Here is a 24,260-nt window from a genome sequence, read left to right as displayed (position 1 = left end):
GACGACCCGATGGACCTGCTCAGCTGGCCACGTCGGGCAGACGCTCAACGACCACCGGGACTCGGCGTGGATCGCCGGGTGCCAGAACTGTCGCGGCGAACTGGTCCAGTTCTGCCAGGCCGCCGGGTTCACCCCGCGCATCGCGTACACCAGCGATGACATCGTCGTCGCCGCTGGTGATCCACGGCATTGGACCCACCCTCTTAGATGATCTTGCCGGGGTTGAGTATCCCGGCCGGGTCCAGCGCCGACTTGACCGCGCGGTGCAGTGCCAGCACGTCCTCGCCCAGCTCGGCCTGCATGCCGCGCTTCTTCAGCAGGCCCACGCCGTGCTCGCCGGTGACCGTGCCGCCCAGCGCGATCGCGTCGTCCAGGATCGCCTCGAACGCCTGTTGCGCGCGGGCGCGCGCCTCCTCGTCCCCGACGGGCACCACGATGAGCGGATGCAGGTTGCCGTCGCCCGCGTGCGCGATGTTGGCGATGTGCACGTCATGCGTACGGGCGTGCCGCTCGATGCGCGCCAGCATCTCGGGCACCTGGCCGCGGGGCACACACACGTCCTCGGTCAGCACCGGCCCCAGCCGTTCCAGCGCCGGGTAGGCCAGCCGCCGGGCCGAGAACAGCGCCTCCGCCTCCTCCGCGTCCGTGGAGCGGGTGCTGAAGACAGCCCCCGCCTCGTCGAAGCACGCCTGAAGGGCGGCCGCCTCGTCCTCGTCGCCGGTGTCGATGCGGCCGAGCAGCAGGACGTCGCCGAGGTCGGCCAGCCCCATGTTCTTCCAGTCGTCCACGGCCCGCAGGCAGTAGCGGTCGACCAGCTCCAGCGCGCTCGGCGTGATGCCGGACGCGGCCGCGGCGGCGACCGCCCGCCCCGCGTCCACCAGCGAGCCGAACGCGCCCACGATCGTCTTCGGCGGGCTCTCCGGCAGCCGCAGCAGCCGCACGGTGATCTCGGTGATCACGCCCAGTGTGCCCTCGGAGCCGACGAAGAGCCCGGCCAGGTCGTAGCCCGCCACGCCCTTCCTGGTCCTGCGGCCGACCCGCACCAGGCTCCCGGCCGCCGTGACGACCTGGAGGGCCAGAACGTAGTCGCGGGTCACGCCGTACTTGACGCAGCAGACGCCGCCCGCGTTGGTGGCCGCGTTGCCGCCGATCGTGGACCACGGCGAGCTGGCCGGGTCGGGCGGATACCACAGGCCGTGCTCGGCCGCCACGGCCCGCAACCGGTCGTTCACCACGCCCGGCTGGACGACCGCGAGCTGCTCGTCCGCATCGATCTCCAGGATGCGGTCCATGCCGTCGAGGGCGAGCAGGACGCAGCCGTCCACGGAGTTCGAGCCGCCCGACAGGCCCGTCCCCGCGTCGCGGGGCACGACCGGCACCCGGTGCTCGGCGCAGAGCGCCACCACCCGGCGCACCTGCTCGGCGTCCTCGGGCCTGGCCAGCGCGACGGCCCTGCCCCTCGGCGCCCAGGCGGCCTGGTCGCCGGAGTACGCCGCCACCACGTCGGGGTCGAGAACGAGCCGGCTCGGGGGCAGGGCGGCGGACAACGCCTCAAGGAACTGCACGCCAGCACCGTAACAAGCGGGACCAGGCCGGAGTCAGGTGGGTGCTGTCCGCCGCCCCTCAGCCGTCACCCTCGGGCGAGGTCAGGAAGTCCTGCAGCTCACGGTGCCGGAACTGGTACGTCGCGCCGCTGACGCGCAGCAGCCGGGCCTCGCACGCCCAGTCGAGAAAGCTCCACAGCCGCAGCGGGAGCAGCCCGCGCGTCGCCGCGACGGTCAGCCCGATCACGGTACGGGTCCAGGCGACGGCGCCGAAGGCCAGGCCGAAGGTCACACCGCCGATGAGCGCGCACACCAGCGACTCCACGATGTCCTGGCTCATGACGAACACCAGGAAGGCGGCGACCCCGCCGGTGAGGCCGAAGGCCAGCCCGATCACGGGATTGCGGTGCAGGGCCTCGCGCGGGTGGGCGAGCTCGGCGTCCATGCTCCATCCCCCGGTGGTGATCTTGAAGACGACCCCGAGCGCGAACGCCAGGACGAAGGCCCCGCTCACGCCCGCGACCAGCGCCGGGGGACCGGCGTGGGCCAGCCGCAGCGGCGCCAGCCCGGTGATCGCGCCGCACAGGCCGAAGCCCGCCAGCGTGATGGGTTCGGCGCGGATCGCGTCGGCAACGGTCATGCGCTCGGCTCCGAGGCGGCCGGCGGCGGTCAGGCCGATGACCGTTCCGAGCGTCAGCCCGCCCGTGCCCCCGGCGACGACGGCGAAGGCCGGGCCGAAGATGTTCCCGCCGGTCAGGACGAGCCCGGCCAGCCCCCCGAGCACGCCGACGGGCAGGCCCGCCAGGGCGCCGAGCAGGGCGCCGGTCACGCGCCGCCGGCGGGGGACGTTGCTCCGCCCGCCCGCCGCGGCCGGCCAGGGCGACAGCGACAGGCCGGTCACGATGCCCACCCAGGACTTCATGAGCACCAAGGTGAGCACCTGCTCCGCGCTGAGGCCGGCGCCCGGGTCACCGGCCGCGGATCCCATCCAGAAGGCGATCATGGCGATGACCGCGAGGAGCACGGCGCACATGCAGTGCAGTACCCGGACCAGGCGCCAGCCGCCGATCGGCCACAGCAGGTGGGGGACGATGTCGATCGCCGTCAGGCCGGGCGGCGGCCGGCCCGCCCCGCTGGTGCGGGCCGCCTGCCACCGCAGGTGCGCCGCCAGGTGCACGAGCCATGATCGCACCTGGTCCGGCTGGTACGCGGTGCCATGGGCGGCGCGGGGCGTCAGGCGAGTGGCCGCCGGGACGTACGCCTCCAGCAGCCGCAGGGCGATCAGCTCGGCCCCTACGCGGGGGTCGGCGTGCGGATCCACGCGCAGCAGGTCGTACGGGTCGGCACCGGACTCCACGGCGGTGGCGGTCAGCAGCAGCCGCCACGGCGTGGCGAGGGCGGAGCGCACGGCCCTGCCCGCCGGTCCGGACAGTGCCTCCCGGATGTTGTCGCGGTGCCCCGCGCAGGGGTGGCCGTCCGGCCAGCGGGCCCTCAGGTACACGGCGATCTGTTCGGGGCTCAGGTCGTGGAGCCGGATCGGGACGGAGCCGTCGAGCCAGACCCCGGCGGCGCGCAGCTCGGAGTGGCGGTCGGCCCGGCAGGTCACGACGACCGCGCCGGGCCGCCGCCCGGACAGGTCGCTGTAGCGGTTGAGCTCGGCCAGCAGGCCGATCGCCCGGCGCGGGGAGCCGGACGACGGCTCGGGGTCCAGCTCGTCCAGGCCGTCCACCACCGGCAGCACCCTGCGGTCGCGGACGAGCCGCAGCGCGTCGTCGGTCGCGAGGCCGAAGTCCTGCACCAGTTGCTCGGCCAGCCAGATCTCGAACGGCCTGCCCAGGGTCCAGCGGGCCGCGTTCAGGCGGACCGGCACCATCCGCCGGGGGTCTTCGGCGGTCAGCAGGGGCTCCAGCAGTTGCAGCACCAGCTCGATGGCGAGCACCGTCTTGCCCGCTCCCGACTCGCCCACGACCAGCAGGCGCTGGGAGCGCAGGCCGGTGAAGAAACGGCCGATCGTGTGGAGGTCGTCCGGCTCCTCGCCGGTGTTGTCGTGGTGGGCCCGGCCGAAGGAGACGGGGGCGATGCCGTAGCCGCCGAGCAGGGCCTTGCGTGCCCGGTCCTCCTCGCGGACCACGCGGCGGACCAGCAGCTCGACCGCCGGGTCCGGGCCGGCGCCGCTCCCCGCCGGAGCCACCACGACATCCCCCTCGACGGCGGGCGCGAGCGATGGGGGAGTAGCGGCCGCGGGCGGTGGGGAAGGAGCGGCGTCAGACGGGGGCGGCACGGGAGGAATCGCCTCGGACGGGGGCGGTCCGGCCAGGGCCGCCCTCGCCGCGCGCCAGCGCTCGAGCTCCTCGGGGATCAGCTCGGCCGGATAGTCGCAGGAGCGGAAGCACGCGGTGACGAACGCCCGGACGAACTCCCAGCGCGGCAACCGGTGGGTCTGCCGCAGCACGTGCGAGGTCGTGCTCTTCGGCAGCGTGTCCACCAGGGCGCCGTCCGAGGCCGGCGTCCGGCCGCCGAGCGAGCGCAGCCTGCTCAGGGACGGCTCGCCAGCCCACTGCCGCAGCCGCACCAGCGACCCGACGAACTCCGCCACGCTGGCGGCCCGCGCCGGATCGGGCGGACGGGGACGATCCGCGCTCATCAGTGCCCCGTCCTCACGAGCGCCCACACGAACGTCGTCCGGCCGCGCCGGGGCCACCGGCCGGGCACGCACACGCCCTCCAGAGTCTGGACGTGGCGGCACTCCATCAGGAAGTTCCGCGCCTCGTCGGCCTCCACCAGGTCCCGGCCGACCGCGATGGGGACGAACCCGTGCCGAGGGATGTAGACCCAGCGCCCGCGATCCCAGTCATAGGGGTCGAACCAGCGATGGCGGACCGTGCCCGACACCCGCACTTCCCGCCCCTCCCGGGTCAGCACGAACGAGCCCTGCGAGCGCAGCAGGCTCATCCTGCTCACGTAGAACAGCTCGGTGCCGATGAAGGCGTTGATCCGCGCGTCCCAGTGGTCGTGCAGCCAGGCCGAGGCGTGGTCGTCCAGCAGCCCGGCCCGCCGGAGGAGCTGCCGTTCGAACCGCCGCTGGTTCTTACGCTCGGCCTTCTTGATCACCTTGAACGAGCGCAGCCAGCGCGGCGACATCGTCCGGGAGGCGCCCGCCCCGTCCATGAAGTGCTGGAGGAAGTCCGAGGCGATCGGGTGGACGTCGCGGCCACCGTCGATGATCGAACGGAACAGGCCGACCAGCTCCGGCACCGGCCTGCCCGTCCGCCGCCGCAGCCCTCGCAGGAACATGCCGGCCTTCTCCGTGATGCGATCGAGGGTCACGAACACGTCGGGTGGTACTCCTCCTGCGGGACGAGAATCTTCCATTCCTCGCGGTTGAGCGCGCGGCCCGCGTTGGCGCAGGCCGCGGCCACCAGGTCGGCGGGTGTGCCGGCGTGCCACAGCCGCGCGGTGCCGTCGCGGGACACCGTGGCCACGACCGTCCCGCCCCGGTCGTAGACGAGGCCGGCCACACCGCGGGCGTGGCCGGTCATGGGGATGCCGAGCGGCCGGTAGACCCGCAGGTCCCACAGCAGCACGTCGCCGCTCTGGAGGCCGGTGGCCAGCACCTCGCCGTCCGGGCTGAAGGCGAGCGCGTTCGGCACGTCGTCCTCGGGGATCAGCGCGACGCCGGTCACGCGCCGGTGCGGGACGTCCCACAGCCGCACGGCGTCGTCGGCCGCCGTGTACGCCAGCGTCCGGCCGTCGGGGCTGAAGGCCAGGTCGTTGACCAGCCCACCGGCGGACGCGGGGGGCATGCCGTCGAGCTGGCGGCGGGTGGCCACGTCGAAGAGCCGCACCCGGGAGTCGAAGCCCGCGCTCGCCAGGGTCCTGCCGTCAGGGCTGATGGCCATCCCCGTGATGACGTCGGTGTGGTCGGGGACGCGGATGCGCGGCCCGACCTCCCGGCGGCTCGCGACGTCCCAGAACGCGATGGCCTGCTCGCGCTGGACCGCGACGAACGTGCCGTCGGGACTGAGCTCGGCCAGGCCGTCGAACAGGGCGTCGTGCACGATCAGGCGGCGGCTCGCGAGGTCCCACAGCCGCAGGCCGTCCATGGCGGAGGTCAGGAGCGTGCGCCCGTCGGGCATGAAGGCGATCTTGGTGACGGAGCCGCGGGCGTCCGGGGAACGCAATGGGGGACCGGCGGGGCGCTGGGTGGCCACGTCCCAGAGCTGGACGCCGGAGCCCTTCCCCTCGGCGGCGCCGGTGGCCAGGATCCGTCCGTCGGGGCTCAGCGCGACGGCGTCCCGGGCGGGCAGCGGCCGCCCGATCTGCAGGTGGACCTGCGGGTCGGCGAGCCGGACCAGGCCGTCGTCGCCGCCGGCGGCCAGCAGCCTCCCGTCCGGGCCGAACGCCACCCGCCGCACGCTCATGCCGTTGTCCTGGAGCGCGACCACCTGCTGCCGGGTGGCGGTGTCCCAGAGCACGGTGCGGCCGGTCCGCCCGCCGGTGGCGATCCTGGTGCCGTCGGGGCTGAAGGCGATCGAGTTGAAGCCGGTGTTGCGATCCTTGATCACGCCTGTTGGCTCGCCCGAGGCCAGGCTCCACAGCCGGGCGGTGTTGTCGAAGCTCACGGTCGCGAGCGTGGTCCCGTCCGGGCTGAACGCGACGTCGAGCACGGCCTCGCTCTGCCTGGCGACGGGGGCGCCCAGCGGGCGGGACGTGGCGGGGTCCCACAGCCGTACGGCCTTGCCTCTCGCGACGGCCAGGCTCCTGCCGTCCCGGCTGAACACCACCCTGCGGACGATGCTCGCCAGCTCCCGCCCGTGGTCGGGGCGGCCCAGGGCGGGGCCGCGCGGGCGGTGCGCGGCCGCGTCCCACTGCCGGACGACGCCGGTGAAGTCGCCGGTCACGAGGGTCGTCCCGTCCGGGCTGTAGGCCAGCGCCGACACCACCTCGTCGTGGTGCAGCTCGGGCCCCAGCTCGCGGTGGGTGGCCACGTCGTAGAACCGTACGGTGTCGAGGCACGCGGTGGCCAGGGTCCGGCCGTCGGGGCTCAGGGCCAGCTCGACGCTGGAGCAGTCGTACTTCGCGCGGGTGATGGGGGCGCCGAGCTGCCTGCGCGAGGCCGTGTCCCACAGGCGCGCGGTGCCGTCGTCGCTCCCGGTCGCCACGATCCTGCCGTCGCCGCTGAACGCCAGGGACATGACGCCTTTCGTGTGCCCGGAGAGCTTGCCTCTGCCGGTGCCGGTCGCCGCGGACAGCAGGCGGTTGCGGGCCGCGTCGGTACGGGCGACGTCCCAGGCCGCCACGGCCAGCATCGAGGCCAGGGCGACATCCCCGGTGACCTCGCTCTGCGCCGCGAGCTGGCGGGAGAGCGCAACCTTGCGCTGCGCGTCGGCCTCGTCCGCCGCGTTGACGGCGGTGGCGGCGGCGATGAGGGCGAGCACCGACAACATCGCGAGGCCGGCGACGGCGAGCCGGCGGCGGCGGCTGGCCCGCCGGACCTCCCGCGTGGACGCCGCGACGAAGCCGTCGACGACGGGGCCTGGCGGCGGGTAGCCGTCGGGGTCGCGCTCCCAGCGGGGCCGGCTGTCCTGCACGGCCAGCAGCCGGGCGCCCCGGTAGAGGAACGCGGGGTCGCGGTGGTTGTCGGCCCACTGCGCGGCGGCCTCCAGCAGCCGGTCGTACACCGCCTGCGCGGCGAGGTCGGGTTCGAGCCATTGCCGCAGGGTGGGCCAGGCGGTCAGGAGAGCGTCGTGGGCGATCTCGACGGTGTCCTCGTGCAGGGTGAGCAGGCGCCGGTCGGCGAACGCGGACAGCAGCGCCCCGATCTCCTCCTGCCGCCGCGCCGAATGCGCGGAGGCGGCGGCGTGCACCTCGGCCAGCCGCGCGCGGCGCCGGGCCACCTGCCCGCCCGTGGTGATCAGGGTCAGCCGCCGGAAGATCCGCAGCGCGGCCTTGCGGTCCTCCGGGCCCAGCCGGTCGAGGACCTCGTCCGCCGTGCGGCGCACGGAGTCGCGGACCCGGCCGGACTCCTCATACCCCCGCAGGGTCAGGGTGTCGTCCTTGCGCCGCTCCCACGTGTTGCGCAGCGCCTGCGAGAGCAGGGGCAGCGCGCCGGCCTGGTAGCGATCGCCGGCCCGCAGCTCGGCCAGGATGGTCTCCACCAGGCCGGGCTCGAGCTCCAGGCCGGCCGTGGCCGCGGGGCCGGTGATGGCCAGCCGCAGGTCCGCCTCCGACATCGGCTCGACGATGGCCTGCCCGTCCTGGATGGCCTCGGCGAACTGCGGGTAGGCGGCGCAGCGGTCCCAGTGGTCCGCGCGCACCCCGATGATCACTCCGGCGCCATGCGGGCCGCCGGCCAGCGCGTGCAGGGTCGCCACGAACGCCTGGCGCTCGTGCTCGTCGCTCACGAGGGTGAACAGCTCCTCGAACTGGTCCACCACCAGCAGGAGGCGCCCGCGGAAGGGCTCCTCGGTCACGGCCTCGGCCAGGGCCCGCCGGGGGTCGTCGCGCAGCCGCCCGGCCACCGTCTCCGCGTGCCCGCCGAACGCCTCGGCCCATCCCCGCGCGAGCGCGCGCAGCGGCTGCGCGGTGGGCGTGGTGAGCAGGCACCGCCATTCCGGCACCCCCGTGACCGGCAGCTCTCCCTTGGCGACCGCCGGGATCAGGCCCGCCCGTAACAGCGACGACTTGCCGACACCCGAGGCGCCCGAGACCAGCAGGATGGACCCGTGGCCGGTCAGCCGCCGTCCCAGGCGTTCGAGGAGACTGCGCGTGGCCCGCGTACGCCCGAAGAACAGCTCGGCCCTGCCCGCCTCGAACGGCGCGAGACCCTGGTAGGGGCAGACCTCGCGGAGATGGTCCCCCTGCTCGCCCATGGCGGTCATTCTGACAAACCACGGCCACGGGCATCAAACGCCTATCGTCCGATTTCGTCCAATGTCGTCCCATCAGTGGCCGGAACGGCCGGAACGCGGATCTGATGGACGCGCTGCCAGTTGATAGAGAGGCCCGGCTCCGGCCGCGGCCCTCCATGGGGGACGGCGGGAGACACCTTGTACTCGGCACGATGGCCTCTGCCCGACGCCGCCGGGGAAACCGGCGCCGGGCATTCCGCGGGAGCGTTGCTGCGTGGATGGCGCAAGCGCGCGTTGATGACCCAGGAGCAACTCGCTGAGAAGGCGGGGCTCAGTGTCCGGACCGTGCGCCGGCTGGAGAAGGGCGGGCTCTGGCAACCCCGCAGCAGGTCCGTCCTGCTGCTGGCGCAGGCGCTGGGGCTGGACGAGGAGGAGCGGGCGCTGCTGGCCGGCGCCACCCGCGGCCTGCCGGTCGCCGTCACTCCTGGCCCGCCGGTGGCCGTCACCGGCGGCCCGCCGGTCGCCGCCGAGGGCGACGAACCCGTCCGGAGCTGTACGCCGCCCCCGACGATCGTCCCCCGGCAACTCCCTGCCGACCTCGCGGCGCTGGTCGGCCGGGAACGCGAGCTCGCGTCGCTGGTCGGCCGGGAGCTCGAGCCGATGCCACCGGCAGGCCGGGGGCCCGGGCGGGTGGTGCCGGTGCACGATCGCGGCGCGGACGCGGGACCGGTCGTCTCGCTCGACGGCATGGCGGGAACGGGCAAGACCGCGCTGGCGGTGCACGCCGCCCACCGGCTCGCGCCCGGCTTCCCCGACGGGCAGCTCTTCGTGGACCTGCACGGTCACGCCCGCACCATGGCCCCGGTCGAGCCGGGCGCGGCCCTGGCCCGCATGCTGCGCGCGCTCGGCGTCCCGGGCGAGGACGTCCCTGAGCACCTCGACGACCGCGCCGCGCTGTACCGCAGCGTGCTGGCGGAGCGCCGGATGCTGATCGTGCTGGACGACGCCGCCGACGAGCACCAGATCCAGCCGCTGCTGCCCGCAGGCCCCGGCTGCCGCGTGATCGTCACCGGCCGCCGGCGCCTGAGCGGCCTCGGGGACGCCAGGAACCTGTCGCTGGACGTCCTGTCCCCGGCGGCGGCGGTCGCCCTGCTCGTCGATGTGGCCGGACGGGAGCGGGTCGCGGGCGTGCCAGGGGACGACCTGCAGGAGGTGGTGGCGAGCTGCGGGCTGCTGCCCCTGGCCGTCCGCGTCGCCGCCGACCGGCTCAGGGCGCACCCCACGTGGAGCGTGCGGCACCTGCTGGACCGGCTCGCCGATGACCGGCTGGGCGAGCTGAGGGCCGGACGGCACGACGTCGCCGCCGCCCTGGACCGCTCCTACGACCGGCTCGCCCCCGACCAGCGGCGTGCGTACCGGCTGCTGGGGTCGCGCGCCGGCGCTGACTTCGGCGCCGACGCGGCCGCCGCCCTCCTGGAGACGACCGCGCCCCGGGCGGAACGGCTGCTGGAGCGGCTGCTGGACGTGCACCTCCTGCGGGAGGCCGCGCCCGGCCGCTACCGGTTCCACGCGCTGGTCCGCGATCACGCCTCCCGGGCGAGGTCGTGCCCCGGAGACTGACGTGCCGTCCCCGGTTCCGGCAGGCAGGAGGCCCCGCCGGAGGCCGTCGCCCCGCCGCCGTAGCCGACGGCCGCCGCGGCGGAGGCGCACAACGACGTCGAACCGCTGGCGTCGTTGCTGTTCGGGACGGCGGTGACGATCGGGCGGTCCCAGTTCACGGGCTTGGTGGGACTGGAAACCGTCTTCTCGGGCTTGGGGGTGGACTTGGGCTTGGGCACGACGGCCTTGGGGTTGTAGTTCTTCGGGTCGAAGATGTTCGGCGGCTTCGGCTTGAACGCCGAGCAGAGGTAGCACGTGCGAGGCTTGTACCAGTTGAAGGCCCGCAGCGCCGCCCGGTAGATCATCATCTTGTACTTGTAGAGCGACATGTACTTGGCGGCCTGCGCCCCCGGCATGCTCACGTACCCTCCGGCGTCCACGATGTACCTGAGGCCGTCGGGGTCCGACATGGTGGCCGGGTTGTTGTTGCCGTAGGCATAGGCGTTCAGCTGCTGCGGGTCCATCGGATCGACGACGGGGTCGACCGAGACGAACCTGCCGGTCACGGGGTCGTACTCGCGCACGCCCAGCCGGGTCAGCCCAGTCTCGGGGTTCTCGGTGCCGCCGACGAAACCCCACGTACGCCTGGCCGCCGGCGTACCGGGCCGAGGAGGTCAGGGCGCCCTTGTCCAGGGTGTCGTACGTCGTCTTCGTCAGCAGCGGCCCGGTGGCCGAGTCCTGCCTGGTCTCGACGACGCGCCCGAGCTTGTCGGGCACCGACGCGACCGTCCTGCCGCGGGCGTCGGTGACGGTCAGCAACTGGCCGGCGTCGTCGTAGGTCATGGTCGAGACGCCCTTGTCCGGGTCGTCGGAGGTGAACTTGCGGCCGAGGACGTCGTAGGTGTACCGCCAGACGTTGCCCGCCGGGTCGGTGACCTTCGTCAGCTCGCCCCGCTTGCTGTAGCCGTAGCGGGTGGTCGCGGACGGGCCGGACAGCGTTCTGCCCTGCCACTGCACCAGCGCGGTCGTCCTGTCCCTGGCGTCGATCCACTGGGTGGTCACGGTCGAGCCCTGAGGGGGGATCGTGCTGACCCAGTCGGCGCTGTAGGACGTCGTGGTGCGCCACTGCTCGACGTTGAGCTTCAGGAGGATCTCGGCGGTCTTGCGTTCCGCCCCGTCGTAGGTGGTGACGGTGGCCGACGGCACCTTGCCGGCCTGCGGCTGGTAGAGCGTGGTGCCGGGGGCGCCGGTGTCGTGGTAGGCCGCCCGGCTGACGCTGACCAGGCCGCGGGAGTCGTACAGGGTGTCGGTGAGCACGCGGCCCTGGGCGGGGCTGGGTGCCTGGGTCTGGCGGGGCCGCAGGAAGCCGTCGTAGAGCGTGTACGTGGCGACGTGGTTGCCGTTGGCCTTAAGCGTGCTGGTGCGCAGGTAGCTGGGGCCGCCGGTGCGGCGCACGCCGTACTCGTAGAGGACGTGGGGGCTGTCGCCGTCCGCCTCGGTGCGGCCGGGCTTGTACACCTTGACCAGCCGGCCGAGCGCGTCATACGTCAGTGACGTCGTGCGCCCGTTGGCGTCCACCTCCTTGAGCGGTCTGCCCCATGCCGGGTCCAGAGTGGTGGCCGTCTCGTGGCCGAGCGGGTTGGTCACCTTCTTTTCGGTGGTCAGCCCGTTGGCCTCGGTGTAGGAGGTGGTGGTGATCCGGCCGAGCGCGTCGCCATCGTGATCGCCGTCGCCGCGGTGATCGGCTGGACGGTGCACAAGCTCGCCCCGCACGTTCTCACCAAGGGCAACGAGCACGGCGGCGACGGCGGACCGGCCCCGCTGATCCCCGACGACGCCCAGCCCAGCTGGCGCTCGGCAGGCAAGATCCTCGCCGTGGGACTCCTCGCCACATCCAGGCCGATCCCGCAGGTGCCGAGCAGGATGTCCAGCCACGTACCTCTCCACCGCATTCCATGACCGTAACAAGACGGCACGTGTCCCCGCCGCCCGCCGGGCGCCCCAAGCACCGGACGGTCATCCACAGCAGAAACACGGCGGTCGCCCGGCGACGCACACGCCAGATATCGGCCAAGAAACCCGTCCTCACGCGGACAAGGTCATACTTGCGGGCTCTGCCGAGCCTGCAAGTGTGACCGGCGATCATCGCCGTGCCGCACCGCAGCATAGGTCCGGACGTGGGGGCTCAGCCGTAGTAGTCGCGGATTTCCCAGAAGCGGGAGGGGTGGCCGTCGCAGGTGTACTGGACGGCCTCGATGTTGTTCTCGGTGCTGACGCCGCCGGCGATGGTGAGGCATTTGCCGGTCTGGACGTTCCGGAATTCGATGTGTTGGCCGACCTGATTGCCAAGCGCCCAGTAGCGCGAGGGGTGGGTGTCGCAGTTGTACTGGAGGGCGACGATGTTGTTCTCGGTGCTGACGCCGCCGGCGATGGTCAGGCACTTGCCGGTCTGGCGGTTCTTGATCTGCAGGTACGCGCTGGAGTAGCCCCAGACGTCCCAGCGGCGGGAGGGGTGGCTGTCGCAGGTGTACTGGACGGCGTGGACGTTGTTCTCGGTGCTGACGCCGCCGGCGATGGTCAGGCACTTGCCGGTCTGCCAGTTCACTAGCTGGACGTTCGACGCGGCCCAGACGGCCGTGGACGATGGCGCGGCGGATGCCGGGGTGGCGGTGGTCGCGCCGAGGGCGAGGACGGGCGCGATGACGGCTGCCGCGCGAAGAATGTGTGACTTCATGTGACCCAGCGTGCGGGCGTGGGACCAGCATGGCTTGAGTACCTCGTACTCAATGTGTGCCCTGGGGCGGGTTGCTCTGGGGAGGCTGTGGCTTGGGCAGGAACAGATGCGCGGCAGGGCAAAGACGGCAGGAGATCCCGGCTGATCTCCATGGGAGATCCTCTCCTGATCCGGCCCGACCCTGGCATGACGCCCGGTACGTCAGGGAGTGCCAGGAGCCGGCGCATCTGTGAGATGCCGATCCCGGCCGCGTCGCCGTGAGGCCTGAACCCGTCCCGGAAACGCTCGTTTCCGGGACAGTCGAGCGGGCCGCCTCGCGGTAGGCGTTCGCCCAGGTCGTTCTGTCCTCGCAATCCATCCCGAAATCACCCAGCCTGTTTCCGAGTACTGCGGCCCTAGGTTTGGCGAGGTGGTGGAATACCCAAGATTCGATGTGTTGTTGGCGCGGCTGTCCGATCATCGTCGGCTGCCCCCGCAGTCCTCTCCGGTCCGGCGGAGGTTTCCGAACTGGAGCTTCAGAACGTACTTAACGGCGCGGTGCCCAGCCCATCACTGCTCCTGCGGCTCGCACCGGCACTCAACTGGCACGACATGGACCTGTTCGTGCTCGCGGGGATGCCGGTGCCTGACGAGTTCACGCCTTTAGACGCTGAGGCCGGGAGTTGGGCGGCGTCACTGGTGAACCAGGCCGTGTGCCTGCGGCTGGAGCTTATTGAGCGGGTGCGGCGGTTGGCTCGGTCGCTCCCGCAACAGCCGCGCACCCGCCCGTTCCCGCCGCCCAAGCCGTACGAGCAGTACGAGCCGAGCTTTGGCGCGATGCTCGTCCGGATGCTCGCCAACCGGAACCTGAACTGGACGGATGCGGCCAAGACTCTGCTTTGCCTCACCGGCCTGGGCCTGTCCCCGGTCACGATCGGGCAGATCGGCCGTGGCCGTAAGGAGCTGAGCCCTGACCTGCTGGCCAGACTCGCGACCGTGCTGGGCATCCCCGCCGGCGATCTGGCCGCCGTGACCGGCATTGACCTTCCCGAGGAACTGCCGCCGGCACACCCGGCGGTGGCCGAGCTGGCCGGGTTGATCTGGGACGTCCGACGCCTGACCGCCGACCAGGTGCGGCAGCTCCGCGACGAGGCGGAGTCCCTCCAGCGGGAGTGACCGGGTCCACCGCTGCCCCGGACAGCTCATGACGTAGATGGAGCGGCTACCGCTGCGCTCATGGCCCTGCCCCACCGAACGACTGTGAGCGGCTGGCGTCGGTCGAACAGTCGCCCGCTTCCGCCAGCTTGGCTCCGCGACACAAGGGGCCCAGCTGTCCTATTCCGTTTGTGAGGCCGAGGTTATCGGGATGACTGATGCAGGCCTAGCAGGGCCACGATCACCGTGACCACGGGGATGGTGTCCGGCCAGACCATGACGATGACGATCACCGTGGAGGTGAACACCAGTTGCGCGATGCCGTCGCGTTGCCGCGGAGGCTCTGGGGAGAGGGGCGTTGTAGGTGCCGGATCGCTCATGGTGAATCCCGCTGTCATTTCTATATAGAAATTGGATGGTGAGTGTCCAGAGGACCACACTCATCGCAGACCGGTCTATATCCAGCAGGTCATGGTGATGTCCTCCCGGAGACTGGAGAAATCGGCTGACAGGTCTACCATCGGAGAGTTGACTTCTGTAGAGAAAAACTGGAGCGCCTACTCGTGACTGCAAGCCGTACTCATGCCCCGAAGCGCCCGATGTACGAGCGCATCGCCGATGACCTTCGCGACGCGATTCGCAACAACACGCTGCGGGACGAAGCCAACCAACCCACCGATCTCTTGCCCGGCGAGGTGGCCCTCGCCGAGCTGTATGGGGTGTCCTTGGGTACGGCTCAGCGCGCCCTCAATCAGCTCAAGCATGAAGGGCTCATCGACCGCACCCCCAAGCGCGGCAGTCGGGTCAAGAAGACGCGCAGGAAGTTCCTTCGCGACGGCATCAATCGGTTGGAAGGCGATTCTGAGCACCAGTTCATGCTGGCTGACATCGATACGCGAGAGCTGCAGGTGCGGCATTTCGAGGCAGGCACCCGCACGGCACAGATCCACGAAGAGGAGATGGTCAAGTGCTTCGGCAGTCACATGCGATTGGTCTTCCGCGCACGCGTGTATGAGGTGGACGACGCACCCGTCTCACTGGCCACCAGCTACATGCCGCTCTACCTGTTCCCCGACGGTGGTGCGGCGGTGCTGGGACAAGACACGGGCCCCGGTGGCATCTGGGCCAGATTGGCGGATGCCGGCCACGACGTGGTCGACGCCGACGAATACATCGACTGTCGCATGCCGACTCCCGAGGAAGCGCGCCAGCTGCAGATCCCCGCTCACACACCGGTGTTCGTGCTGTTCCGAGTCGCTGAGAACGCCCAGGGACAGGTCGTGGATCTCGCGGTCATCGTCTTGCCGGGCGATCGCTGGAGGCTGCGCTACAAGGTCCGGCAAAAGCGTCACCACCTTGCCATGAGAGCCCCGTCCTCGCCATAACGGGCGCATGGGCGAGAGGGGTGTCCAGACATTGGGTTGAGACGCCACAACGCGGTCACCCCCCTCTCGCCGGACAGTACGGGCGTCGGCACCTGCTCGCAGGACCTCGACGTCGACGAGCTCGATCTGCGCAACCGCCGGGCCCGGGTACGGCGCAAGGGCGGCGCCGTCGACGTCGTCGTCTGGCAGACCGCCACCGCCCGGCTGCTGCCCCGCCTGCTGGACGGCCGCCGCAGCGGACCCATCTTCCTCACCGGCCGCCGCGCCTGCGTCGAACTCCCGCCCGGCGACCTCGATCCCGGCTCGGGGCGGGCCCGGTTGTCCTACCGGCGCGCCGCCGAACTGTTCGAGACCGCCACCGCCGACCTGCCGGGCGGGCCGTGGACGCTGCACCAGCTCCGGCACTCCGCTCTGACCCACGCGGCGCCAACACCTCCACCCTGCTGGCCTACTCCGGGCATACTTCCGTCGCCTCGCTGGCTCGCTACGTCCGCGTGTCCCCCGAGGCGCTGTCCCGCTGGCAGAACAACCGGGACCCGGCCACGCGACGCCGGTAACGCATACAGAGCATCAGGTCAGGGCCATAACCGCCCGATTTTCCGCGAGTACTACGGCGACCCCGAGTACCCCGCATGCGCCCTCAGCGCTCAATGGGTACCACCGCGAGAAGATCAGCGCTGGCGGGCCTGGCGGCCGTGCTGCTCTAGCCGGGGCTCGCACCAGGCGCAGGTGTGCAGCGCGCCGCAGCATCCGGCTGGATGGCAGTCGGCACCGTGGACCCCCAGCAGGTCACCTCGCCCCACACCCAGCTCGTGCTCTACGGGGTGCACGGCTTCACCCCGAACAACGTTGCCTTCAATTCGAACGTGATCCCGGCCTCGGTGGGCCAGCTTGTGGTGCCGTACGTGCGGCCGCGCTACCCAGGTGCCGAGCGAAGAATCGGATCGAGCTGTCGATTTCGAAAGATGGGACTCGAAAGTGGCTGCCGGGGTTGGCGTGCAGGGTCTTCTCGGCGGAGCCGAGTGCGTCGAACAGCTTCATGACTGAGTCCCGCGGATTGCCTTCATCGTCCCACTGCAGCACGAACTCGACCGGGATCGTGATCCGCGCCGCAGTGTCGATGAGCCAGTCACTTCCGATGAGGCCGAGCACGGCAGCTGTGATCCGAGGTTCGGCCGCGACGAGGCGGATGCCCATCTCACCGGCCTGGGACAGGCCGTAGTACCCGACGGGCTGGCTGTCGCCGATGGAATCCAGTTTCTGGAGCGCGTCGAGGGTGGTCTGCCAGTCGGGTATGAGCTGCGCCGCCACGGTTTCGTTGAGGGCGGGCCACGCCGGGCCGAAGGGCTCGCCCGCGGCCTCTCGTTCCTGGATGAGCGCGACGAGCCGCCGGATCTGCGGGTGTTCCGGCCTGTCGCCGGTACCTGGCGCGTCGATCGCGGCGACCGCGAAGCCGCAGGAGGTGACGTAGGGGAAGGCCCGGGAGACGACCTCCCATCCCTTCTTGTGCTGGCCGCCGCCGTGCCCGATCAAGACGAGTGGGCGGGGACCGGAGCCCTCGGCGGGCGTCCAGAGCACCCCAGGGATGTCTCCAATGGTGAAGAGCTGTTCGCGGATGCCGTCCGTGAACGTTTCCGAGGTGATGCGCATGGCGGTATTACATCGGCATTCCCGCTGCGCGGCGAGTGATTATCGGCTTATCTTGAGTGACTATCGGTAGTCAGTCATGTTCGGCAAGTAGAGTTGGCGGGTACTTGCCGCGCCAGATTGATCAGCACACGGACAGCAGCGGTTACCTGATCGTCTCTCATGGAGCCCAGCATGCCCCCGGCGCAGCCGAGCTTCCCTCTACTTGCCTAACGTGCCCTGACAGGCCTTCAAGCAGCTGACCTGCTAGTTCTCCTGATAACCCTAGATGACGCGCGCGCCCCGGAGGGTAGACGCCGCTCGTTTGGGCCATGTGACGCGATTCTTACCACCGGGCCGGGTAGGCCGTTGCCGCAGGTCAGGTGCTACTTCGGTGGAAATTTCTTCATTGCAAGCGGGACCCCTCATTCTGGGCCGTCACCCACGCCAGGCGGCGCGCACCGCGTCGGCGACCACGAGCAGGGCACCGATCGGGTCGTTGCCGAGGGGGTACACCCCGACCTGATCCGCGCCCGCGTCCAGGTGCGCGAGCAGATCCTTCGCCACGGCGTCCGGGGTGCCGTGCGCGACGAGCTCGTCGATCAAGCGGTCGCTGCCGGAGCCGGAGAGGTCCGCTTCGGTGTACCCCAGCCGCCGGAGGTTGCTTGCGTAGTTCGTCACGCCCAATGCGGTGCCGGGCGGCGCGGACCGAGCGATCGCGCGAGCCCGATCGGCGTCGGGTTCCAGGAGCGCGAAATGACCGGGCAGCACCAGTTTCCCCGCGCCGAGCACCGCGCGGGCCCGCCGGGTGTGCTCGGGGGTGATCAGGCCCGTGAGGGTCCCGGCCGTGCGGTCGCGCGCGAGGCGCAGCATCCGCGGCCCGAGCGCGGCCAGCACGATCCGGCTGGCGGCCACGCCGGCACGCGTCAACCGATCCACATAGGACATTAGGGTGGCGTACGGCGAGGCGTACTCGGCGTGGACCTCGCGGTGCCCGATCCCAACCCCGAGCAGGAACCGGCCGGGGTGCTTGGCCTCGAGCCGGTGGTACGAGGCGGCGACGGTCTCCGCGTCCGCGGTCCACGCGTTCACCACGCTCGTCCCGACCACCAGCCGGGTGGTCGCGTCCAGCAGCCGTTCCGCCAGGGCGAGGTCGGCCGGGGGAGAGGCGTCCAGCCAGAGCGTGCCGTAGCCGACGCGCTCGAGGTCCGCCGCCCAGTCCGGGGTCACTTCGTGCTCGCGCAGGTGGGCGCCGAGAAGTCCGAGATCGATGCTCATGCGGCGAGTACACCAGGAGCGTCCGCCGCGAACCAGGCCCGGTCCGGACGCGCAGCGATAACCTGGGGGCATCGTCGCAGGACAGGAGGCGGGCCGGTGGAACTACGGGCGTTGCGGTACTTCGTCACCGTCGCCGAGGAGCTGCACTTCGGCCGAGCCGCCGACCGGCTGCGCATCGCCCAGCCTGCGGTCAGCAGGACGATCGCCCGGCTGGAGCGCGAGTTGGGGGTCCAGCTGTTCGACCGGTCACCGCGCCGGGTCCGGCTCACCGCGGCCGGGCGCCGCGTGCTCGAGACGGCGAGGGAGGCTCTCGCCGCCGTCGATCGGGTCCGGACCACGGCGAGCGAGTGGGGCGGGGTGATGCGCATCGGGACGGGCACCGGGCAGTTCACCGCCCGGCTGGAACGCGGGATCGACGCGCTGCGCGAGCGGGCCCCGGGCTTCGACGTCGTGCTCGTGGACCTGCCGTTGGCCGCGCGCCTGAACGCCGTACGGCAGGGGGACGTCGACCTCGCGCTGGCCAGGGGCGTGCGGTCGGCACCCGGGGTGCGGGTGCTGCCGACCTGGACCGAGCCGCTGTTCGCGGTCGTGTCCGCACGACACCCCGCTGCCGGGCGCGCGGCCGTCGGCGTCGCCGACCTGGCCGGCGGCGACCTGTGGATCCCGTCGCCGGACTCCGTGTCCGCCTCGCTGCGCGAGGCCGGGATCGAACCGCCGCCCGGCCGCCCGTCGGGGACGGTCCAGGACACCCTCGTCGAAGTCGGCTCGGATCCGCGCGGCTGGACGGTGCTGCCCGCCGACCAGGTCGCCGAGATCCGGTCGGCCCGCGTGCGGGCGATCCCCCTGGCACCGCGGACGACGGTCATCGGCAGCGTCATCGTGCCGCAGGACCTTCCGTGCGTCTGCGCCGCGGCCCACCACACGGCCTTCGGGGACTGACCGCGGTACCGGATCCAGTGCTGGCGAGCAGACACCAAGGCCAACGGCTGTTCGATTGTTCCCGGCCGCCCGAGTTCGTGCCTACTTGCCCTTGGCACGACCGCGCTCGGTGGCGCGCAGCTGCTCGACTTCGGCACGCGACTCCGTGAGCTGTCTATCCAGCTCGGCCCGATTGGTGCTCTCCTCCTGGAGCGCGGTCTGGGTGGCGCGAAGCTGCGTGGCCAGGTCCTCGCGGGCGGCGCGTTCCCGGCCGGCTTCCTGCTCGGTGGCCTCGGCGCGGCCCGTGAGGTTACCGACGCCCTGGTCGACCTGCTGATCGTCACGGTGCACCGGGTGGGCGCGCGAGCTGAGCGCAAGGTCACTGAGGAGCTCATCAACGCCTTCAAGCGGGTCTCAGGCAAGCAGGACCTCCTGTTCACCATTGCCAACGCCTCGCTGGCCGCGCCGGACGGCACGGTGCGCGAGGTCGTCTTCCCTGCGGTGCGGGATGGCGAACGGACGCTGCACGAGTTCAAGACCAAAGGCCCGGACTACCGGCGCACCGTGCGGACCACGCTGAAGGCCTCCTACACCAACCACTACCGGCGCGGCCTGATCGAGCTGCTGGAGGTGCTGGAAATTCCGTTCTAACAACACCGCCCACCAGCCCGTCATCGATGTGCTCAAGCTGAGGTTTGTCGGGTTGATCCGGGCTCCTCCGTCTCCCACGGTGTGCTCAGAGCGGCGGGCGGGGGTTGGCCGGTGTGGTCAGCTTGAAGATCGAAAATCTCGCATGCTCAGCGTGATGTGCGCAGCGCCAGCGAGCGGGTGAGACCGATCAGCGTGTGCTTGGCCGTCGCGTAGTACAGGTCGGGAGACGCCGTGACACCCGCCAGGCGCGATACGCCGCCCCGGCGCAGGCGGGTATTGCGGCGCTCGCGCCGTAGACGGGCCCCGTCGAGGTTGACGCGCATCGCGCTTTGGTACTTCTCAGCATCGAAGTCGTCGCCGAGGCCCGGCCCACCAGGGATGCCGGCGTTAAGACAGACCGTGTCGAGCCGGCCGATGCCACTGGGCCCCGCCGGTGACCAGGATCACGCGCGGGTCAGCCATGGTTCCTCAGCAGGGCCAGGGCGCCGCTGCGCCTGCCGTGCACCATCACGATGCCCTGGGCGAGTACGATCAGGACGATCAGCGCCCCGGTGCCCGCCGCAGGCACGCTGTCCACGGTGAGGGTGTAGGCGAACACCACCCGGATCACCGCATCCAGCAAGAACGCCGCCCCCCACGCGAGGCTCGCCAGCATCACCCAGCGGCGAAACACCCGGTTGCCGGCCCACAGCGAATCGACCCGCCGTGCGACACCGGCGGGGCTGACCTTCCCGGCCACGTCCAGCAGAAACGGCCGCCCGGTGGCCACCGAGCCGAGGATCCACAACCCGACCGCCCCGGTCAGCCAGCTCTCGCGGGCCAGCAGCACGCGGGCATCGCCGGTGACGAACGCGACCAGCAACGACAACGCCATGCTGACGATGACGAACACGGCGGTCGCGTCGAGGCGGCGCTGCCTGGCCCACGCCCAGCCGATCCCGGCCACGGGCGCGAGGGCGGCCAACAGCAGCGCCAGCCACTGATTCACCCCGGCGCCGCGCGCCAGGTAGAACACGGCCAGCGGGATGACGACGTCCAACGCCAGCGCGAGCACCGCGCCCGAGCGCCGCTCACCGGTCACAGCCTTGCCTCCTTCGTGGTCGCGTGCCGGTATGGCAGCGGCCTTTGTGGTCGGCGCCACGGTTATGGGGATAACCGCGACTCCTGCCGAAGCGGCCACCGGATGGGACCGCTGTCCCGCCGGGCGGGGCCGGACGTCGGTCAGGTACTTCCGCACCGCGTCCACCGCCCACGGCATCATGCTGACGACCGTCCGCCGTTGCGGCGGCAGGCCCCTGACCCGCATCCCGGTCCGCACGCGGAGCGCGCCGAACCGGCCCAGCTCGCGGGCGTCGTCGTGCGGCTGGAAGTCGGTGACGTCCAGTGGGGACGCTTCCGAGCCGTACAGCCCCCAGGCGTAGACGACCTTGAACAGGGCGGCATCCCTGTAACGGGCCGGCGCCCGTTTCTGCCCCCGCCGCACGGCCTTCTCCACCTGGTCGTCGGCGTGGTCGAGGAAACGCTGGACCTCCTCACGCGTCATCGCCCGCCGCCCAGGACCAGCGAGAAGGTCGACCGTCCTGTCGTGCCGGCAGACCTGCACGGGGACGGCACCGGAGCGGACCTCGCACTCCCGAGCCCACCCCTGGTACGGCGCGGTCACGTAGTCGCAGAAGAAGCGCAGGGCGTCCAGGTACACGCGGACGGCCGAATGCGTCCTGCGTCGCTCGACGATCAGATGGGTGAGCCACACCTTCGAGCATCGCCTCGAACACGTCCTGTGCGGAGCGCCGAGCATCACACGGCTGGATGGCCATCATCTGATCGTTTCCTGCCCGATCGTCCTGCCTCGCCATGATCCGATCCCGTCCCTAGGCGAGAGCCAGCCGAGGTAGGGCGGCGCTCACCGTGGTGCCTTCTCCTCGGACGCCGTTGACGGTCAGGCCTCCGCCCATTGCCTGGAGCTCGGCCTGCCTGCCCTTGAGCCGGACCTCATACGCCTCAGCCGACGTTCCGCGACCGTCGTCACTGACGGTCAGCCGCAACCCGCCGGCACTCACGGTGAGGGCGACGGAGACGGTACGGGCCCGCCCCTGCCGTTCCACCTCCCCGAGAACGTCAAAGATCACGCCATGGACCACGTCGGTGACGAGGGCGGGAAGCGGCTGTTCCGGCATGGCCCATACCTCCACCGTGATACCGGCGCGCAGCGACCATTCGGCCAGCTGATCCTCCAGGACGGGCGGGACGGCGTGACTGACTGACGCGAAAGTGTCGTTCATCTGGTTCTTTCACTACTTGGCGACGAAGGCGAGGAAACGGACCTCGGCGTGGCAGTCCGAAACCATGAGCGGCGGCGTGTCTATATGGAGGCGAGGAACGCCACGACCTTGGCGACGTCCTGGCTGATCCCCACCCGCCCCGTAGGGCGTCTGGGAGCTCATGGCCTCCAGCACCTCCGACGGGAGTCCGAGCTTGCCGCCGGGAGATCCCGGCGTTGAGGAACAGGACAACGAGCGCGCCGAAGCGTTCCTTGGCCTCTTCCACGGCGTGCTCGGTGTCCATCAGTGACCGGGCATCGGCGCGCATGACGACGATCGGGTCTGGAAGTGATTTCTCGGCCGCGGCGATGGTGTCGGGGTTCTGCCCACTGCGATTTTCCGGACCTGGTGTACTTGCACCTCGCCTTGGTGATCGCAGGATTCGCATCGTCCGGTCAGGAGCCGGTTGATTAGTTCTTTGCGCCGGATCGGCCCAGGAATTCCGGGCCGGACCAGGCGCGGCTCGCGGCCGCAGGTTACTGGCGCACCCAGCCCGGCAGGCCGGGAACAGGCCCGGGAGCCGGCTTGTAGGTGGAAAGCGTGGACGCGGTGGGCGGGACCGCCGGGCACCTGGCGCCCTTGGCCGGCAGATCCAGGGAGATCAGGTAGCGGTCGATGCCCTGCACGGCGCACTCGCCATGGTCGTAGATGCGGTGTCCCCAGCCCTCGTACGTGAACAGCCTGCCCGCGCGGCCCAGCTGCTCGGCCGTGCTCAGCGCCCAGTTGTAGCCGGTGGAGGGGTCGTGCAGGCCGTTGGCCACCAGGACCGTCGGGCCGGAGACGTTCAGGCGATGCTGGGGGTCGGGGATCGGAGCCTGCTGGCCCAGGCACGCGGCCATCGTGGCGAGCGCCTCGGGGCCGGCCTGCATGTCGGGAGCGATGCGACGGGAGCTCGCCAGGTGCGCCGCGTACTCGCGATAGTCGCTGATCGGCAGCAGGTAGTCCTGGCAGAAGGCCTGCGTCGCGTCGTTGATCACTTCCTCGTCCACCAGCGGCTTGAGCGACGACTTCGCCGTACCCTCGCCGCTGTCGACCGCCACCAGGAACTCAGCCAGGTCGGCCCAGTCGGGACCGAAGAACGCGCCCGTCGTCTCGTAGATGAGCAGCAGCTTGGTCAGAGGCGTTTCAGGCTCTCCCGGGTAGTGCAGCTCGCCGCGGTCGGCGCGCGCCAGGAGGCCGGCCCAGAAGGCGCGGATGTCTTTGCCGTGCAGGGCACACGACGAGGTCGCGTCACACCATTTCACGAACTCGTTGAAGGAATCCTGCGTGGTCCAGGCCTGAGTGTCCAGGAAGTCCCTGGTGCCCAGGCTGTGGTCCATGTTGCTGTCGAGTGCCAGGGCGCGGACCCGGTCGGGATAACGCTCGGCGTAGAGCTGGCCGAACAGGGTGCCGTACGAGATGGCGTAGAAGGAGAGCTTGTCGTCGCCGAGTGCGGCCCGCAGGACGTCCAGGTCGCGTGCGACGCTGGCGGCGTCCACGTGGTCGAACAGCGGCCCGGTACGGGCACGGCAGTCCTGCTTGTAGCGTGCGTTGAAGGCCAGCAGCCGGTCGAAGTCGGCCTGGCTCTTCAGGAACGGATCGGGCGCCTGCGCCGCGAGTTCCTGCGAGCACAGGATGGGATGGCTGCCCGCCACTCCGCGCGGGTCGAAGCCCACGATGTCGAACCGGCTGGTGATGTCGGAGGAGAACGGAAGCCGGTCGCGCAGCACGATCTGCTTGCCCGAGCCGCCGGGTCCGCCGGGGTTGACGACCAGCGATCCGATCCGCGCCGAGGGGTCGGTGGCCTTGCGCCGGGCCAGCGCCAGCTCGATCTTCTCGCCGCCGGGGTCGCCCCAATCGAGAGGTACGGTCACCGTCCCGCAGTCGACCGCGGGGTTCTCCGCGCACGGCTGCCACGCGATCGAAGGCGCAGTCGCCGTCGCGGCCTGTGCCGGAGGCGCGACGGAGGCGATAAGTGCGACCAGGGAAACGAAGAGGATTAACTTTCTTCGCACAAGGGATCCAATCGAAGAGGAATGTGAACAGAGGACCTATCGTGTGGGTCACCGACCGGGGATCCTCCAGCGAACGCAACCGCCGCTACCTCCGCCAGGGCGACGATGGAGAGCACCGAGATGGGGGACGAGCCCTCCTACGAGGAGTTCGGCCGATGCCTCGACGTGCTCGGCGATCAATTCGGTGGGTGCCCGCGGCGACCAAAGATCAGAAGGATCACGTCC

At 71.1% G+C, this 24,260-nt stretch carries 23 protein-coding genes and 1 pseudogene; 8 read left to right on the top strand and 16 right to left on the bottom strand.

Translation table 11 applies throughout. The features are described 5' to 3' along the window. Positions 1 to 19: 19 nt before the first annotated feature. From ACQPWU_RS29295 to ACQPWU_RS29275, 5 genes are read right to left on the bottom strand one after another with little or no spacing between them, the layout of a single operon-like run. Complete coding sequence (locus ACQPWU_RS29295; protein WP_433444944.1) at positions 20 to 190, bottom strand: hypothetical protein; 171 nt, start codon at positions 188 to 190, stop codon at positions 20 to 22. Between the two features lie 13 nt (positions 191 to 203). Next, the gene (locus ACQPWU_RS29290) at positions 204 to 1,565 is read right to left on the bottom strand and encodes an FAD-binding oxidoreductase (RefSeq protein ID WP_433444943.1); all 1,362 of its coding nucleotides are present in this window, start codon (positions 1,563 to 1,565) and stop codon (positions 204 to 206) included. Between the two features lie 58 nt (positions 1,566 to 1,623). Next, a complete protein-coding gene (locus tag ACQPWU_RS29285; protein WP_433444942.1) occupies positions 1,624 to 4,188 on the bottom strand; it encodes an NACHT domain-containing protein in 2,565 nt (854 codons plus the stop codon). Next, positions 4,188 to 4,877: a hypothetical protein gene (locus ACQPWU_RS29280; protein ID WP_433444941.1), complete on the bottom strand. Its 690-nt coding sequence runs from the start codon at positions 4,875 to 4,877 to the stop codon at positions 4,188 to 4,190. The genes ACQPWU_RS29285 and ACQPWU_RS29280 overlap by 1 nt, the downstream gene beginning before the upstream one ends. Beyond that, positions 4,868 to 8,416: an NACHT and WD repeat domain-containing protein gene (locus tag ACQPWU_RS29275; protein ID WP_433444940.1), complete on the bottom strand. Its 3,549-nt coding sequence runs from the start codon at positions 8,414 to 8,416 to the stop codon at positions 4,868 to 4,870. Before ACQPWU_RS29275 ends, ACQPWU_RS29280 begins: the two co-directional genes overlap by 10 nt. 177 nt (positions 8,417 to 8,593) lie before the next feature. Here ACQPWU_RS29275 and ACQPWU_RS29270 point away from each other — a divergent pair, with 177 nt between their 5' ends. Next, a complete protein-coding gene (locus tag ACQPWU_RS29270) occupies positions 8,594 to 10,015 on the top strand; it encodes an NB-ARC domain-containing protein (protein ID WP_433444939.1) in 1,422 nt (473 codons plus the stop codon). On the opposite strand, the pseudogene ACQPWU_RS29265 reads toward ACQPWU_RS29270, so the two are convergent. Continuing rightward, positions 9,979 to 10,632: pseudogene (locus ACQPWU_RS29265) on the bottom strand (RHS repeat-associated core domain-containing protein); the annotation flags it as partial. The gene ACQPWU_RS29270 and the pseudogene ACQPWU_RS29265 overlap by 37 nt on opposite strands. Positions 10,633 to 10,679: 47 nt before the next feature. On the opposite strand from ACQPWU_RS29265, the gene ACQPWU_RS29260 reads away from it, so the two are divergent. After that, positions 10,680 to 10,832 (top strand): hypothetical protein, encoded by a 153-nt coding sequence (locus ACQPWU_RS29260; protein WP_433444937.1) that lies wholly within the window; start codon positions 10,680 to 10,682, stop codon positions 10,830 to 10,832. Positions 10,833 to 11,713: 881 nt separating this feature from the next. After that, positions 11,714 to 11,953: a hypothetical protein gene (locus tag ACQPWU_RS29255; RefSeq protein WP_433444936.1), complete on the top strand. Its 240-nt coding sequence runs from the start codon at positions 11,714 to 11,716 to the stop codon at positions 11,951 to 11,953. Between the two features lie 226 nt (positions 11,954 to 12,179). On the opposite strand, the gene ACQPWU_RS29250 is transcribed toward ACQPWU_RS29255, so the two are convergent. Continuing rightward, a complete protein-coding gene (locus tag ACQPWU_RS29250; protein ID WP_433444935.1) occupies positions 12,180 to 12,728 on the bottom strand; it encodes an RICIN domain-containing protein in 549 nt (182 codons plus the stop codon). 537 nt (positions 12,729 to 13,265) lie between these two features. Between ACQPWU_RS29250 and ACQPWU_RS29245 the strand changes: the two genes are divergently transcribed. Beyond that, complete coding sequence (locus ACQPWU_RS29245; protein ID WP_433444934.1) at positions 13,266 to 13,883, top strand: hypothetical protein; 618 nt, start codon at positions 13,266 to 13,268, stop codon at positions 13,881 to 13,883. Between the two features lie 182 nt (positions 13,884 to 14,065). Here the strand turns inward: ACQPWU_RS29245 and ACQPWU_RS29240 are convergent, their stop codons facing one another. Beyond that, positions 14,066 to 14,242 carry a hypothetical protein gene (locus ACQPWU_RS29240; RefSeq protein WP_433444933.1) on the bottom strand — a complete coding sequence of 59 codons (177 nt, stop codon included), beginning with the start codon at positions 14,240 to 14,242 and terminating at the stop codon, positions 14,066 to 14,068. A gap of 219 nt (positions 14,243 to 14,461) precedes the next feature. Here ACQPWU_RS29240 and ACQPWU_RS29235 point away from each other — a divergent pair, with 219 nt between their 5' ends. Beyond that, entirely contained in the window at positions 14,462 to 15,247 is a 786-nt protein-coding gene (locus ACQPWU_RS29235) for a GntR family transcriptional regulator (RefSeq protein ID WP_433444932.1), read from the top strand. 380 nt (positions 15,248 to 15,627) lie between these two features. Then, entirely contained in the window at positions 15,628 to 15,804 is a 177-nt protein-coding gene (locus tag ACQPWU_RS29230) for a hypothetical protein (RefSeq protein ID WP_433444931.1), read from the top strand. A gap of 114 nt (positions 15,805 to 15,918) precedes the next feature. Here the strand turns inward: ACQPWU_RS29230 and ACQPWU_RS29225 are convergent, their stop codons facing one another. The 3 genes from ACQPWU_RS29225 to ACQPWU_RS29215 form a co-directional block, all read right to left on the bottom strand. Further along, on the bottom strand, positions 15,919 to 16,077 hold the full coding sequence (locus ACQPWU_RS29225) for a hypothetical protein (protein ID WP_433444930.1): 159 nt from the start codon (positions 16,075 to 16,077) through the stop codon (positions 15,919 to 15,921). Positions 16,078 to 16,102: 25 nt separating this feature from the next. Further along, entirely contained in the window at positions 16,103 to 16,897 is a 795-nt protein-coding gene (locus ACQPWU_RS29220; RefSeq protein WP_433444929.1) for an alpha/beta hydrolase, read from the bottom strand. Positions 16,898 to 17,311: 414 nt separating this feature from the next. Beyond that, complete coding sequence (locus ACQPWU_RS29215; RefSeq protein ID WP_433444928.1) at positions 17,312 to 18,151, bottom strand: TIGR03620 family F420-dependent LLM class oxidoreductase; 840 nt, start codon at positions 18,149 to 18,151, stop codon at positions 17,312 to 17,314. Between the two features lie 96 nt (positions 18,152 to 18,247). Here ACQPWU_RS29215 and ACQPWU_RS29210 point away from each other — a divergent pair, with 96 nt between their 5' ends. Further along, positions 18,248 to 19,090, top strand: coding sequence for a LysR family transcriptional regulator (locus tag ACQPWU_RS29210; protein WP_433444926.1), 843 nt, complete (start codon positions 18,248 to 18,250; stop codon positions 19,088 to 19,090). Between the two features lie 81 nt (positions 19,091 to 19,171). Here the strand turns inward: ACQPWU_RS29210 and ACQPWU_RS29205 are convergent, their stop codons facing one another. Further along, complete coding sequence (locus tag ACQPWU_RS29205) at positions 19,172 to 19,420, bottom strand: hypothetical protein (protein WP_433444925.1); 249 nt, start codon at positions 19,418 to 19,420, stop codon at positions 19,172 to 19,174. Positions 19,421 to 19,423: 3 nt separating this feature from the next. Between ACQPWU_RS29205 and ACQPWU_RS29200 the strand changes: the two genes are divergently transcribed. Continuing rightward, complete coding sequence (locus ACQPWU_RS29200) at positions 19,424 to 19,720, top strand: hypothetical protein (RefSeq protein ID WP_433444924.1); 297 nt, start codon at positions 19,424 to 19,426, stop codon at positions 19,718 to 19,720. A 146-nt stretch (positions 19,721 to 19,866) separates the two neighbouring features. On the opposite strand, the gene ACQPWU_RS29195 is transcribed toward ACQPWU_RS29200, so the two are convergent. The 4 genes from ACQPWU_RS29195 to ACQPWU_RS29180 form a co-directional block, all read right to left on the bottom strand. Then, entirely contained in the window at positions 19,867 to 20,043 is a 177-nt protein-coding gene (locus ACQPWU_RS29195; protein ID WP_433444923.1) for a hypothetical protein, read from the bottom strand. A gap of 131 nt (positions 20,044 to 20,174) precedes the next feature. Further along, entirely contained in the window at positions 20,175 to 21,473 is a 1,299-nt protein-coding gene (locus ACQPWU_RS29190; protein WP_433444922.1) for a VC0807 family protein, read from the bottom strand. A gap of 118 nt (positions 21,474 to 21,591) precedes the next feature. Continuing rightward, positions 21,592 to 22,002 carry a hypothetical protein gene (locus tag ACQPWU_RS29185; RefSeq protein ID WP_433444921.1) on the bottom strand — a complete coding sequence of 137 codons (411 nt, stop codon included), beginning with the start codon at positions 22,000 to 22,002 and terminating at the stop codon, positions 21,592 to 21,594. A gap of 515 nt (positions 22,003 to 22,517) precedes the next feature. Next, entirely contained in the window at positions 22,518 to 24,035 is a 1,518-nt protein-coding gene (locus ACQPWU_RS29180; protein ID WP_433444920.1) for an alpha/beta fold hydrolase, read from the bottom strand. Positions 24,036 to 24,260 lie beyond the last annotated feature (225 nt).

Origin of the sequence: Nonomuraea sp. CA-141351, assembly GCF_050944675.1 — a bacterium.
GTDB lineage: Bacteria > Actinomycetota > Actinomycetes > Streptosporangiales > Streptosporangiaceae > Nonomuraea.
Note: the sequence above shows the minus strand (reverse complement) of the source record. Positions and strands in the feature narration are given on the sequence as shown.

What these genes read in the sequence shown, in the direction of transcription:
- ACQPWU_RS29295 (WP_433444944.1), bottom strand. Translation starts at nt 190, where the DNA reads ATGCCGTGGATCACCAGCGGCGACGACGATGTCATCGCTGGTGTACGC.
- ACQPWU_RS29285 (WP_433444942.1), bottom strand. Translation starts at nt 4,188, where the DNA reads ATGAGCGCGGATCGTCCCCGTCCGCCCGATCCGGCGCGGGCCGCCAGC.
- ACQPWU_RS29275 (WP_433444940.1), bottom strand. Translation starts at nt 8,416, where the DNA reads ATGGGCGAGCAGGGGGACCATCTCCGCGAGGTCTGCCCCTACCAGGGT.
- ACQPWU_RS29250 (WP_433444935.1), bottom strand. Translation starts at nt 12,728, where the DNA reads ATGAAGTCACACATTCTTCGCGCGGCAGCCGTCATCGCGCCCGTCCTC.
- ACQPWU_RS29240 (WP_433444933.1), bottom strand. Translation starts at nt 14,242, where the DNA reads ATGAGCGATCCGGCACCTACAACGCCCCTCTCCCCAGAGCCTCCGCGG.
- ACQPWU_RS29235 (WP_433444932.1), top strand. Translation starts at nt 14,462, where the DNA reads ATGTACGAGCGCATCGCCGATGACCTTCGCGACGCGATTCGCAACAAC.
- ACQPWU_RS29220 (WP_433444929.1), bottom strand. Translation starts at nt 16,897, where the DNA reads ATGCGCATCACCTCGGAAACGTTCACGGACGGCATCCGCGAACAGCTC.
- ACQPWU_RS29215 (WP_433444928.1), bottom strand. Translation starts at nt 18,151, where the DNA reads ATGAGCATCGATCTCGGACTTCTCGGCGCCCACCTGCGCGAGCACGAA.
- ACQPWU_RS29195 (WP_433444923.1), bottom strand. Translation starts at nt 20,043, where the DNA reads ATGCGCGTCAACCTCGACGGGGCCCGTCTACGGCGCGAGCGCCGCAAT.
- ACQPWU_RS29185 (WP_433444921.1), bottom strand. Translation starts at nt 22,002, where the DNA reads ATGAACGACACTTTCGCGTCAGTCAGTCACGCCGTCCCGCCCGTCCTG.